A 13,321-nucleotide genomic window follows, 5' to 3' on the forward strand; every position below is an offset into this window, starting at 1 on the left:
GGGGGTTGCGCCAAGCCAGCGATCACTCGTCGCCGGCTTCCTGCATCTGGCGCAGCATGTAGTTCTCGATGCCGACCTTGTCGATCAGGCCGAGTTCGGTCTCGATATGGTCGATGTGCTCTTCTTCGTCTGCCAGGATGTCGCGAAGCAGGTCGCGGGAAACGTAATCCTTGACCTTCTCGCAGTAGGCGATGGCCTCGATGTAGTCCTTGCGCCCGTCATGTTCGAGCTTGAGATCGCTCTCGAGCATCTCGCGCACGTTCTCGCCGATGTGCAGCTTGCCGAGGTCCTGCAGGTTGGGCACGCCTTCGAGGAACAGGATGCGCTCGATCAGCTTGTCGGCGTGGTTCATCTCATCGATGGACTCGTCGTACTCCCACTTGGCCAGCGCCTTGAGGCCCCAGTCCTTGTACATCTTGGCGTGAAGGAAATACTGGTTGATCGCCACCAGCTCATTGCCGAGGGCCTGGTTGAGATACTTGATGACCTTGGCATCGCCTTTCATTGCCTTTCTCCCTTCTCTCGTCTCGGCCTGGGGCCTTGTCGTTGCATGATGCTCGAATCATCATAGGCAGTATCAGCCCAAAAACGCAAAAAATCCAACCGAGACAGTCGGTTGGATTTAATGGCAACAAGAATGAGAGAGATTGACAACGGCGAGCCGGGGCGCCCGAACTCTACACGGCATAGGCGAGGTCGTTGGCCGACGCCATCACGGCGGCCTTGACCGCTTCACGGGTGATGGTCTTGCCGACGCTGGCGCACTTGCCGCACTGGGTACCGCAGCCGGTTTCCTGCTGAACCTCGCGCCAGCTACGCGCACCGCCCTCGACGCTCTCACGAATCTTGCGGTCTGATACGCCCTTGCAGAGACATACGTACATCGACATCCACCTCGCTATGCTTACGATAGTTAATGTAAATGATTCGCATAGCCCATCGCAAGGGGGAATCGACTATTTTTTGATCTCGGTCAGCCGGCGCCTAGCGACGGCTCGCCCGGGGCAGGACCACCACTCGCGTGCCCGAGGCGATATCGGACCAGCTACGGCGCTCGGTATCGAACAGGACCCAGAGATAGCCGAGCCCGAAGGCCGCCAGCGACAGCCAGGCCACAAGGTAGCGCACCAGGCTCTGGCGCAGCGTGATCGAGTGCCCGCTGCGGGTCTGCACGCGCAGACGCCAGGCCTGCATTCCCAGCGTCATGCCGCCGCGCATCCAGGAGAAGGCGAAGAACAGGAAGGCGCCCATCACCAGCAGCAGCTGCAGCGACAGGCGCTGCGCGATGCCGGCACCGACCTCCTCGGCACCGAGGCCCAGCACCTGGCGCACGAAGACCACGTGCAGCACCCCGATCAGGATCCAGACCGCCACGACCAGCAGGGCGTCGTAGAGCATGGCGCCCAGGCGCCGTCCGAGGCCGGCCGGCCACACATCGTCGAGTTGGTCGAATCGTCGTTGCATCATCGTCTCTCGTTTCAGGTCCGTGCCGGCGGAGCTATTAGCCCGAGCGCCGCAGGAGGTACAGCCCGAGGGCGGCGCAGAGCAGGGTCGGTGCCAGCACGGCCCAGACCGGCGAGAATCCGAACACGGTGGAGGCCGGCGCCAGCAGGTCCTGCAGGTACTTGAACGACAGCCCCACGACCACGCCGTAGAACACCCGCGTCCCCGCCGCCACGGTACGCAACGGGCCGAACACGAACGACGCCGCGACCAGCACCAGCGAGGCCATGGTCAGCGGCAGCAGGAGCTTCTGCCAGAAATAGAGCAGCGGTTGGGTGGCCTGCTGGCCCTGGGAGAGCAGGTAGCGCGAGTAGGCCCACAGCTCGCTGGGCGCCTGGCTGCTGACGTCCCGCAGCAGGCGATTGAGCTGGTCGGGGGTCAGGCTCGTCTCCCATTCCAGCCGGTCGTGCGTCTCGGCTTCGGTACGGTCTTCGCCAAAGCGCGTGACGCTCACCTCCTCGAGCACCCAGCGGTTGTCCTCCCACGAGGCACGCGTCGCCTGGACGGCTTCGCGCAGCCGCCTGCCGTCGAAGACGTAGCGGGTCAGGTCGAGCACGGTGTCGTCGGCGCGAATGGCGCCGAAACGATAGACGCTGTCGCCCTCGCGCTGCCAGCCACCGCTCTGGGTCAGCAGGGCGCCTTCCCCCTGCATCTGTTCCAGGCGCCAGGCGCTGGCGAACTGCTCGGTACGAGGGCTGACGAATTCGGCGATCAGCAGCAGGATGACCACCACCAGGATGATCGGCTTCATCACCCCCCACAGGATACGCGCCAACGAGCGCCCCGCGGCACGCATCACCGTCAGCTCGTTGCTCGAGGCCATGCTGCCAAGGCCGATCAGCGCGCCGATCAGCACGCCCACCGGGGCATACTGATAGAAGCGCCAGGGCAGACGCATCAGCAGGTAGAGCAGCACCTGCAAGGCGCCGTAGTTGCCCTCGACATCGTCCAGGTCGTTGATATAGGTGATCACCAGATCGAGGCCGAGCAGCACCACCTGGACGACGAGGATCGCGCCCAGCACGTTGCGGGCGATATAGCGGTCGAGACGGTCCGTCAGCATCAGCGCATCCCCCTGCGCTGGTTGTGCATCAGCAGCCCCACGCCGAGCGCCAGGAACACGAGATGGATCGGCCACATGCCGATTGATGCCGACAGTGCCCCGCGGCCGATGGCATCCAGTGCCGCCAGCAGCAGGCTCAGGTAGCAGATGTGCAGGAAGATCGCCGGCAGCAGCTTGGCGAAGCGTCCCTGGCGCGGGTTGACCCGCGAGAGCGGCATCGCCATCAGCGTCAGGATGAACACCATCAGCGGCAACGACAGCCGCCACTGCAGCTGGGCCTGGGCACGGGACGAGCCGTCATCGAGCAGCTCGGCCGTGGTGGCGTACTCCGCCGACTCCAGCTCACGCTGCTCGCCGCCGAGCGAGAGCCGCACGGCGTAGGTCCCGAACTCCAGTCGCTCGGCTTCGAAGCGCCCCGGCTCGACGCTGTAGCGTTCGCCGTCGGCCAGCACCAGGAAGCGGCTGCCGGTCTCGGGGTCCACGGTCTGGTAGCCGCTGCCGGCGCGAGTCACGGCGGTTTCCGGGGTGCCGTCGCGTCGACGCTGGCGCTCGCTGATGAAGACCTCCTGCATTTGCTGTCCGTCGGGGCTGAAGGCCTCGGTGTAGGCGGTGCGACCGCCGCCGAAGTCCTGGAAGCGCCCCGGCGCCAGGGCGGTGAAGTCGAGCCGGCTGCGCTGCTCCTCGAGCATCACCGCGTTGTGCAGTGCCCCGGCCGGGGTCAACCACAGGCTGCACAGCCCCACCACGACCGCCACCAGGGTGGCCGGCACCAGGCTGACCTGGAACAGCCGGGCAGGACTGGTGCCGCAGGCCACCAGCACGGTGATCTCGCTGTTGAGGTAGAGCTGGCCGTAGGCCAGCAGAATGCCGAGAAAGAAGGCCAGCGGCAGGATCAGCTCGAGAAAGCCGGGCAGATGATAGAGCATCAGGTTGCCGAGGATGGTGGCGGGAATGTCGCCCTCCGCGGCATCGGTGAAATAACGAATGAACCGGCTGCCCATGATGACCAGCAGCAGCACGCCGGCGACGGCGGCCATGGTGAGCAGGATTTCGCGGGTCAGGTACCGAAAAATGATCATGCAGCGGTCTTCCATGCAATGGCGCCATGCCTTGAGTACACTGGGGTGATTCGGCAGTGGCCTGGAGCCGTGCCGGCATTATCCAGAATCCCCCATCGCTTGTCTTGTGGAGTCACCATGGAATTCCCAGTTCAGACGGCCAATCCCGCCAAGGCCGAATCGGCCTGCATCGTGGTCCCGATCCTCAAGGACGGCGACCTGCTGCCCGCCGCCGCCAAGCTCGACGACGCCAGCGAGCGGCTGATCGGCCAGTTGATCGAGCGCGGCGACTTCGACGCCAAGCTGGGCAACGTGCAGCTGATTCCCTTCGCCCCCGGTCTGTCCGCCGACCGCCTGCTGCTGGTGGGCCTGGGCGAGCGCGACAAGTGCCAGGAGCGCGCCTTCATCCGGGCGTTGGATGCCGCTTTCAGCGCCGCCGCCGGCCTGAAGATCGAGGACCTCGCCGTGGCCTTCACCGACGTGCCGGTTCCCGAACGCAGCGTCGCCTGGAAGGCCCGCATGACCGCCGAAGCCGCGCAGCGCGCCGTCTACCGCTTCGACGAGTTCAAGTCGGAGAAAGCGCCGCGCCCGCCACTGGACCAGGTCACCCTGCTGCTGAGCGACGCCGAGGCCGCCGACGAGGCGCGCGAGGGCGCACGCATCGGTAACGCCGTAGGCCAGGGGGTGGCCTACACCCGCACCCTGGGCAACCTGCCGGGCAACGTCTGCACCCCGAGCTACCTGGCCGAGCAGGCCGAACAGCTGGGTCGCGAATCGGGCGGTGCCCTCGAGGTCGAGATCCTCGACGAGGCGGCGCTGGAGGAGCTCGGCGCCCACAGCCTGCTCTCGGTGGGCCGCGGCAGCGAGCAGCCCTCACGCCTGATCGTGATGAAGTACCAGGGCGCCGAGAGCGCCGACGAGGCGCCCCACGTGCTGGTGGGCAAGGGCATCACCTTCGACACCGGCGGCATCTCGCTCAAGCCCGGCGAGGCGATGGACGAGATGAAGTTCGACATGTGCGGGGCGGCCAGCGTGTTCGGCACCGCCAAGGCGGTGCTCGGCATCCGCCCCAAGCTCAACCTGGTGTTCATCGTCGCCGCCGCAGAGAACATGCCCGACGGCCGCGCCACCAAGCCCGGCGACATCATCAAGACGCTGAAAGGCCTCACCGTCGAAGTACTCAACACCGATGCCGAAGGGCGCCTGGTGCTGTGCGATGCCCTGACCTACGCCGAGCGCTTCGAGCCCGCCAGCGTGGTCGACATCGCCACCCTGACCGGGGCGGCCATCATCGCCCTGGGCCACCACGCCACCGGCCTGCTCTCCAACGACGACGACCTGGCGCTCGACCTGCTCGACGCCGGCGAAGCCGCCTGGGACCGCGCCTGGCACCTGCCGCTGTGGGACGAGTACAAGGAGCAGCTCGACTCCAACTTCGCCGACATGGCCAACATCGGCGGGCGCCCGGCCGGCACCATCACTGCCGCCTGCTTCCTCTCGCGCTTCGCCGACAAGTTCCCCTGGGCACACCTGGACATCGCCGGCACCGCCTGGACCTCGGGCAAGCAGAAAGGCGCCAGCGGCCGCCCGGTGGGGCTCTTGACCCAATACCTGCTCGACCGCGAGGAGGAGGCGCGCCAGGTCGAGAACGACGGCTGACGCCGCCAAGGTTGCCATCGCCGCCGGCAACCGTTACATCTGACGCATTGCACGCCCCGGGTCGGCCGACCCGGGGCGTCAAGAAGCCCAAGAAAACGCCGGAATCCCGGCATAGCGGAGACCCTTTTGCCGTGCCCAACGCCACCTTCGAGATACTGCCAAGCGCCATGCCCACGGCAGCCAACATTCGTGACGACATCCTTGCCAACCCCGGTTTCGGTCGTTACTTCAGCGACCACATGGCCCACGTGCGCTGGACGGCCGAGGCCGGCTGGCACGGCCACGAGGTGCGCCCCTACGGCCCGTTGACCCTCGACCCGGCGGCGGCCGTGCTGCACTACGGCCAGGAAATCTTCGAGGGCATCAAGGCCTACCGCCACGCCGACGGCTCGGTGTGGTCGTTCCGCCCGGAGAAGAACGCCGAGCGCTTCCGCCGCAGCGCCCGCCGCCTGGCGCTGCCCGAACTCAGCGACGAGGACTTCGTCGGTTCGCTCAAGGCGCTGCTCGCCCAGGACCACGCCTGGGTGCCGACGCCCCGCAACGAGGCCGACGAGTCGAGCCTCTACCTGCGCCCGTTCATGATCGCCAGCGAGAAGTTCCTCGGTGTGCGTCCGGCCCACGAGGTCGACTACTACGTGATCGCCTCCCCCGCCGGCGCCTACTTCAAGGGCGGCATCGCCCCGGTGTCGATCTGGCTCTCCTCGCACTACAAGCGCGCCGCCCCCGGCGGCACCGGCTTCGCCAAGTGCGGCGGCAACTATGCCGCCTCGCTGGCTGCCCAGAAGGAAGCCGAGAAGCACGGCTGCAGCCAGGTCGCCTTCCTCGACGCCGCCGAGAACAAGTGGGTCGAGGAGCTGGGCGGCATGAACCTGTTCTTCGTCTACAAGGACGGCCGCCTGGTCACGCCGCGCCTGACCGACACCATCCTCGAGGGCGTGACCCGCGACTCGGTGCTCACCCTCGGCCGCGACGAAGGCTTCACCCCGGAGGAGCGCGCCATCAGCATCGACGAGTGGCGCGACGGCGTGGCTTCCGGCGATATCGCCGAGGTCTTCGCCTGCGGTACCGCCGCGGTGATCACCCCGGTGGGCCAGTTGATCAGCGAAGACGACACCATCCAGATGCCCGACGCCGGCAACGAGATCGCCAAGCGCCTGCGCGGCAAGCTGCTCGATCTGCAGTACGGCCGCGCCGAAGATACGCATGGTTGGTTGACCCGCCTGGTGTAACAGCGAAGTCGCCGCAATGGGCTCGCTGGTGCGAGTCCGTTGCCACCACGACTATTACCACTGAGGCGAGGGGCGCCGAAGGGCAGGCCGGCGCGGAGGTCCTACGCCAGGGATGGCGTCGGTAGCGTACAGGGAAGTATTCACAGCGCCTCCGCGAAGGCCTGCCCGTCGGGAAAGCCCCGAGCAGACTCTGATGACCCAAGTAGATTTCTACATCCTCCCCGACACCACGCTGGAAGCACGGCTCGACTTCGCCTGTCGGCTGGCCGAGACCATCGCCGGCAAGGGCTTCCGGCTGCATCTGCACGCCGAGGACGAAGCCATGGCCAGCGATCTCGACGAACGGCTGTGGACCTTTCGCCCCGAGGCCTACCTGCCCCACGCCCTGCTCGGCAGCGAGATGGCCGAGAGCGTGGCGGTGACCATCGGCTGGGAGCAGCCGCCCGAGCCGAGCGCCGAAGCGCCCATGGCGCTGCTCAACCTCGACCCGGGCATCCCCGAGTGGTTCTCGCGCTTCGAGCGGGTCGCCGAGATCATCAACCAGCACCAGCAGGTGCTCGTCGCCAAGCGCGAGTGCTGGCAGACCTACAAGCAGCGCGGCTATCCCGTCAAGGCCCATCAGCTCAAGGGGTGAGTCCCGTCCCGGTGTTACGAGAGGCCGCCTATACCGGGGCTGATCCGGCGACAGGGACTGCGAGGAGGCGCTGTGAACCCATCCCTGGGCGCTACTTTTGCCATCCCTGGCAAAAGACCTCCTCTTCGCCCTGCCCCCGGCGCCCCTCAGAGGCTGTACCGATCCGTCCGTTCACGTCTGGCTGACGCCAAGCACCCCATCGCGCTATAATCGAGCCCATTTTTCGCACGCTTTCGACGACTTCCCGCCGCCCGGCCCCACGACCCGGCGGCGATCATTTCTGGACCCGGAACGCCCCATGGACAAGACCTACCAACCCGAGCAGATCGAATCCCGCTGGTACGAGCGCTGGGAGGCCGACGGCCGCTTCGCCCCCTCGGGCGAGGGCGAACCCTACTCGATCATGATCCCGCCGCCCAACGTCACCGGCAGCCTGCACATGGGCCATGCGTTCCAGGACACCATCATGGACACGCTGATCCGCTGGAAGCGCATGCAGGGCAACAACACCCTGTGGCAGGTCGGCACCGACCACGCCGGCATCGCCACCCAGATGCTGGTCGAGCGCAAGGTCGCCGCCGAAGAGGGCAAGAGCCGCCACGACCTGGGCCGCGACGCCTTCATCGACAAGGTCTGGGAGTGGAAGCACGAATCCGGCGGCCACATCACCCGCCAGCTGCGCCGCATGGGCGCCAGCGTCGACTGGTCGCGCGAGCGCTTCACCATGGACGACGGCTTCTACCAGGCGGTGCAGGAAGTCTTCGTGCGCCTCTATGAAGAGGATCTGATCTATCGCGGCAAGCGCCTGGTCAACTGGGACCCGACCCTGCACACTGCCATCTCCGATCTCGAGGTGGAGAACCGCGAGCAGCAGGGTCAGTTCTGGCACTTCCGCTACCCGCTGGCCGACGGCGTGACGACCGATGCCGGCCTCGATTATCTGGTCGTCGCCACCACCCGCCCCGAGACGATGCTCGGCGACACCGGCGTGGCGGTGAATCCCGAGGACCCGCGCTACGCCTCGCTGATCGGCAAGTTCGTCGAGCTGCCCTTGGTCGGCCGGCGCATCCCCATCGTCGCCGACGAGCACGCCGACATGGAGAAGGGCTCGGGCTGCGTGAAGATCACCCCGGCCCACGACTTCAACGACTACGAGGTGGGTCGTCGCCACGGCCTGCCCTTGATCAACGTCTTCACCCAGGACGCGGCGATCCTGCCCCAGGCCGAGGCCTTCGACATCCAGGGCCGCCCGCTGCCCGAGATCGACTTGAGCCTGCCCGCCGCCTACGCCGGCCTCGACCGCTTCGAGGCACGCAAACAGATCGTCGCCGACATGGAGGCCGCCGGGCTGCTCGAGCAGATCGAGACGGTCAACAACACCCTGCCCTACGGCGACCGCTCCGGCGACGTCATCGAACCGCTGCTCACGGACCAGTGGTTCGTCGCCGTGGAGAGCCTGGCGGGGCCCGCCATCGCCGCGGTGGAGAACGGCGACATCCAGTTCGTGCCCAGGAACTACGAGAACATGTACTTCTCGTGGATGCGCGACCTGCAGGACTGGTGCATCTCGCGCCAGCTGTGGTGGGGCCACCGCATTCCCGCCTGGTACGACAGCGAAGGCAACGTCTATGTCGCCCGCACCGAGGCCGAGGCAACGGCGAAATATCTTGAGCAAATGGCAGCGACGAGCGGTACGCATGCCATCGCGCTGACACACCTCAAAAACAAGAACCTGTTGGTTAACGGAGTGTTGAATGAAGAAGGCATTGCTCAATTAACTGACACATTCGGGCTCGAAAGACTGACCCAGGACGAGGACGTGCTCGACACCTGGTTCAGCTCGGGGCTGTGGACCTTCGGCACCCTGGGCTGGCCGGAGAAGACGCCGGAGCTGGCGACCTTCCACCCCTCCAGCGTGCTGGTCACCGGCTTCGACATCATCTTCTTCTGGGTCGCGCGGATGATCATGCTGACCCTGAAGTTCATGGACGAGGTGCCGTTCAAGACCGTCTACGTCCACGGCCTGGTGCGCGACGGCCAGGGTCAGAAGATGTCCAAGTCGAAGGGCAACGTGCTCGACCCCATCGACCTGATCGACGGCATCACCCTGGACGCGCTGCTCGAGAAGCGCACCGGCAACATGATGCAGCCGCAGAAGGCCAAGGCGATCGCCAAGGCCACCCGCGACGAGTTCCCCGAGGGCATCGAGCCCCACGGTACCGACGCGCTGCGCTTCACCTTCCTTTCCCAGGCCACCACCGGGCGCGACATCAAGTTCGACATGGGTCGCCTCGACGGTTACCGCAACTTCTGCAACAAGCTGTGGAACGCCTCGCGCTACGTGCTGATGAACGCCGAAGGCCAGGACTGCGGTGCGCAAGGTGGCGAGGTCGAGCTGTCGCTGGCCGATCGCTGGATCGTCTCGCGTCTGCAGCAGACCGAGGCCCAGGTGACCAAGGCGATGGAGGAATTCCGCTTCGATCATGCCTCCCAGGCGCTCTACGAGTTCGTCTGGAACGAGTACTGCGACTGGTACCTGGAGCTCTCCAAGCCGGTGCTGTGGGACGAGGGCGCCAGCGCGGCAGCCAAGCGCGGCACCCGCCGCACCCTGGTGCGGGTGCTGGAGGCGATCCTGCGCCTGGCCCACCCGATGATGCCGTTCATCTCCGAGGAGATCTGGCAGCGCGTGGCGCCGCTGGCGGGTAAACAAGGCGATTCGATCATGGCGCAGCCTTGGCCCGTGGCGGAGCAGGAGAAGATCGACGAGCAGGCGACCCGCGACATCGAGTGGCTCAAGGGCGTGATCGTGGCGGTGCGCAACGTGCGCGCGGAGATGAACATCGCCCCGGGCAAGCCGCTGGAAGTCCTGCTGACCAAGGGCTCGGCGGCCGATCGCGAGCGCCTCGAGGCCAACCGCCTGTTCCTGGCCAAGCTGGCCAAGCTCGCAAGCGCCACCTGGCTCGACGACCCGAGCGAGGCGCCGCTGTCGGCCACGCAGCTGGTCGGCGACATGGAGGTGCTGGTGCCGATGGCCGACCTGATCGACAAGGATGCCGAGCTCGCCCGCCTGGCCAAGGAGATCGACAAGCAGGACAAGCTGATCGGCGGCATCGAGAAGAAGCTTTCCAACGAGAGCTTCGTCGCCAAGGCGCCCGAGGCGGTGGTCGAGAAGGAGCGCGGCAAGCTCAAGGAGTACCAGGCGGCGCGCAACCTGCTGCTCGAGCAGCGCGACAAGATCGCCGCGCTCTGATCAGCGGCCCGATACCGCCGCGCTCTGATCAGCGGCCCGATACCGCCGCGCTCTGATCAACGGCCCGACACCGCCGCCAGGAGACGACACGAATGCCTCGAGACGACAGCACCATGGCCGGCCACCGCCAGGGCTTGACCCTCGAGGCGATCCGCCCGCTGTTTCCGCTGCTCGAGCGCAACAGCGCCGGGGCGATCCTGGTCGACGAATCGAGCCGTCTCATCTGGATCAACGCCTGTTACTGTCGGCTGCTGGGCATCGACGATCCGGCCAGTGTGATCGGCCGCCCCGTGGGCGAGGTGATCCCGCACACGCGCATGCCCGAGGTGGTACGCAGCGGGCAGCCCATTCTGCTCGACATCATGGAGTACCAGGCGCGGCAACTGGTCGTCACGCGGCTGCCGCTGCACGATCCGACCAGCGGCCGGGTCAACGGTGCCGTGGCCTTCATCGTGTTCGACGACCTGGGCCCCCTGGCGCCGCTGATCGGCAAGTACCGCCGCCTGCAGCACGACCTGGCGGTGGCCCGGCGCGCCCTGGCAAGCCGCGGCTCACGCTACGCGCTGGCCGATTTCGTCGGCGCCAGCCCCGCGGTGCTCGAGGTCAAGCGCCGCGCCCGCCTGGCCGCCGCTCGCGCCACCCCGGTGCTGCTGCTGGGCGAGACCGGCACCGGCAAGGAGGTGCTGGCCCAGGCCATCCACGGCGACTCGCCGCGGGGGGCCAGTCCCTTCGTTGCCGTCAATGTGGCCGCGGTGCCCGAGAACCTGCTCGAGGCGGAGTTCTTCGGCGTCGCCCCGGGCGCCTACACCGGCGCCGACAAGCGCACCCGCCAGGGCAAGTTCCAGCTCGCCGACGGCGGCACCCTGTTCCTCGACGAGGTCGGCGACATGCCGCTGGCGCTGCAGGCCAAGCTGCTGCGCGCGCTGCAGGAGGGCGAGGTGGAGCCGCTCGGCTCCAACGAGATCAAGCGCATCGACGTGCGCGTGATCGCCGCCACCAGCCGCGACCTGGAAGCCATGGTCGCCGAGGGCAGCTTCCGCTCAGATCTCTACTATCGCCTCAACGTGCTGCGCATTCAGGTTCCCCCGTTGCGCGACCGCCTGGCCGACCTCGGCATTCTGTGCGAGACCCTGCTCGGCCGGATCGCGGCGGAGAGCGGCGAGCCCCGCGCCGAGATCAGCGCCGAGGCCGTGGCGCTGCTTCAGCGTCACGACTGGCCTGGCAACATCCGCGAGCTGCGCAACGTGCTCGAGCAGACCCTGGCCCTGAACGAGGCCTGCAGCGTCATCGACGTGCCGGAGCTGGGCGCCGCCCTGCGTCTCCCCACCCAGGCCGGTGACGCAGCGGTGCCCACCACCAGCGTTCGTCCGCTGGGAGAGATCGTCGCCGAAGCCGAGCGTACCGCGCTGGCCAACGCCCTCGCTGCCTGTCATGGCAATAAGTCACGCGCGGCCCGCCTGCTGGGCATTCCCCGCTCGGTGCTCTACGACAAGCTCTCCAGACTGTCCGTTAATCCAGACAATTGACCGGTTTTCGGTCAAATTTCTTTTCGACCAAGGTCTAGAACTGTCCGAATCAGCGGACAGCCACTGCAACACGCCCTCCTAAATAAAACTCAACTTTTTGATTTAACGATTCTTTTTATTTCTGGCATGAAGTCTGCAATGCGTTGTGGCATGCGTCGCCCGAGCGGCGCTGAGGGTCGCTTCGCAGGGCGATCCATACAACATCCCATCGCCAGGCATCGACCAGGCGTCGTACCGACAACAATTCCCAAGGAGCCTTCATGTCGTTCACTCCCACTTTCGCCGCTCGCCTACGTCCGCTCACCCTCGGCGTGGCCGCTGCCGCCCTGATGGCGGGCGTCGCCACCACCGGTACCGCCGAAGCCCAGGAGCAGGTGCGCTGGCAGGTGCCCATCGCCTTTCCCTCGCACCTGGTCGGCCTGAGCACGCCGGTGCGCTTCCTCAGCGAATCGCTGGAGCAGGCTTCCGGCGGCAGCATTAATTTGCGCTACTACGAGCCGGGCGAGCTGATCCCGCCGTTCGAAATCCTCGATGCCGTCTCCGAAGGCCGCTACGACGCCGGCTTCACCTGGGTCGGCTACGACCAGGGCAGCATCCCCTCGCTGCCGCTGTTCGCCGGCGCGCCGTTCGGCATGGAGCCGCCCGCCTACCTGGCCTGGCACTACTTCGGCGGCGGCCAGGAACTGCTCGAGGAGATCTACGCCGACTACGACGTCCAGCCGCTGCTGTGCAGCATGATCGGCCCGGAAGCCGCCGGCTGGTTCGCCGAGCCGCTGGAGTCGCTCGATCAGATCGACGGCCTGCGCATTCGCTTCGCCGGCATCGGCGGCCGCGTGCTGGAGCGCCTGGGCGCCTCGGTCACCATGATCCCCGGCGGCGAGCTCTACCAGGCCATGGAGCGCGGCACCATCGACGCCACCGAGTTCTCCGCCCCGGCGGTGGACCGCATCCTCGGCATGCAGGAGATCGTGCAGAACTACGTGATGCCGGGCTGGCACCAGACCTTCACCACCGCCCACCTGCTGATCAACAAGGAGAGCTGGGAGGCGCTGGAGCCGCAGACCCAGGCGATGATCGACATGGGTTGCCGTGCGGCCACCCTCTACGGCTACTCCGAGAGCGAGATCGAAACACCCAAGGCGCTGCGCGACTTCGAGCAGGAGGGCGTCAACGCCCAGGTCTTGCCCGACGAGGTGCTGTCGGAGCTGCGCCGGGTGACCAACGAGGTGCAGGCCGAGATCGCCGCCGAGGACGAAATGTTCGGCCGCGTGCTCGAGAGCCAGCGCGAGTTCATGAAGCTGCACGGCAACTGGCACGTCAAGGGCCACCTGCCGCGCTCCTACTACGCCCCGGAAAATCTCGAGAACTGAGCCGGCCGCCCGGTAGCGGGCGGCCTCTG

11 protein-coding genes are annotated in these 13,321 nt (G+C 66.7%); 6 read left to right on the forward strand and 5 right to left on the reverse strand.

Annotated elements, in window-relative coordinates:
• Positions 1 to 22: 22 nt before the first annotated feature.
• The 5 genes from bfr to lptF all read right to left on the reverse strand — a co-directional run bounded on the left by bfr (position 23) and on the right by lptF (position 3,645).
• Positions 23 to 505 carry a bacterioferritin gene (gene bfr, locus I4484_RS17875; RefSeq protein ID WP_197448567.1) on the reverse strand — a complete coding sequence of 161 codons (483 nt, stop codon included), beginning with the start codon at positions 503 to 505 and terminating at the stop codon, positions 23 to 25.
• Between the two features lie 172 nt (positions 506 to 677).
• On the reverse strand, positions 678 to 884 hold the full coding sequence (locus I4484_RS17880; protein WP_197448568.1) for a (2Fe-2S)-binding protein: 207 nt from the start codon (positions 882 to 884) through the stop codon (positions 678 to 680).
• 100 nt (positions 885 to 984) lie between these two features.
• Positions 985 to 1,464 carry an RDD family protein gene (locus tag I4484_RS17885; RefSeq protein WP_197451107.1) on the reverse strand — a complete coding sequence of 160 codons (480 nt, stop codon included), beginning with the start codon at positions 1,462 to 1,464 and terminating at the stop codon, positions 985 to 987.
• A gap of 37 nt (positions 1,465 to 1,501) precedes the next feature.
• Complete coding sequence (gene lptG / locus I4484_RS17890) at positions 1,502 to 2,566, reverse strand: LPS export ABC transporter permease LptG (RefSeq protein WP_197448569.1); 1,065 nt, start codon at positions 2,564 to 2,566, stop codon at positions 1,502 to 1,504.
• Positions 2,566 to 3,645, reverse strand: coding sequence for an LPS export ABC transporter permease LptF (lptF, locus tag I4484_RS17895; protein WP_197448570.1), 1,080 nt, complete (start codon positions 3,643 to 3,645; stop codon positions 2,566 to 2,568). Before lptF ends, lptG begins: the two co-directional genes overlap by 1 nt.
• A gap of 117 nt (positions 3,646 to 3,762) precedes the next feature.
• On the opposite strand from lptF, the gene I4484_RS17900 reads away from it, so the two are divergent.
• The 6 genes from I4484_RS17900 (at position 3,763) to I4484_RS17925 (ending at position 13,292) form a co-directional block, all read left to right on the forward strand.
• Complete coding sequence (locus tag I4484_RS17900; protein ID WP_197448571.1) at positions 3,763 to 5,283, forward strand: leucyl aminopeptidase; 1,521 nt, start codon at positions 3,763 to 3,765, stop codon at positions 5,281 to 5,283.
• Positions 5,284 to 5,450: 167 nt separating this feature from the next.
• A complete protein-coding gene (locus I4484_RS17905; RefSeq protein WP_197451108.1) occupies positions 5,451 to 6,512 on the forward strand; it encodes a branched-chain amino acid aminotransferase in 1,062 nt (353 codons plus the stop codon).
• 193 nt (positions 6,513 to 6,705) lie between these two features.
• A complete protein-coding gene (locus I4484_RS17910) occupies positions 6,706 to 7,146 on the forward strand; it encodes a DNA polymerase III subunit chi (protein ID WP_197448572.1) in 441 nt (146 codons plus the stop codon).
• A gap of 298 nt (positions 7,147 to 7,444) precedes the next feature.
• Positions 7,445 to 10,396, forward strand: coding sequence for a valine--tRNA ligase (locus I4484_RS17915; protein WP_197448573.1), 2,952 nt, complete (start codon positions 7,445 to 7,447; stop codon positions 10,394 to 10,396).
• A gap of 92 nt (positions 10,397 to 10,488) precedes the next feature.
• Positions 10,489 to 11,922, forward strand: coding sequence for a sigma-54-dependent Fis family transcriptional regulator (locus tag I4484_RS17920; RefSeq protein ID WP_234283718.1), 1,434 nt, complete (start codon positions 10,489 to 10,491; stop codon positions 11,920 to 11,922).
• Positions 11,923 to 12,182: 260 nt separating this feature from the next.
• Entirely contained in the window at positions 12,183 to 13,292 is a 1,110-nt protein-coding gene (locus I4484_RS17925; protein ID WP_197448574.1) for a TRAP transporter substrate-binding protein, read from the forward strand.
• Positions 13,293 to 13,321: the final 29 nt, after the last annotated feature.

It is taken from the genome of Halomonas sp. SS10-MC5, from assembly GCF_015992245.1.
GTDB lineage: Bacteria > Pseudomonadota > Gammaproteobacteria > Pseudomonadales > Halomonadaceae > Halomonas > Halomonas sulfidoxydans.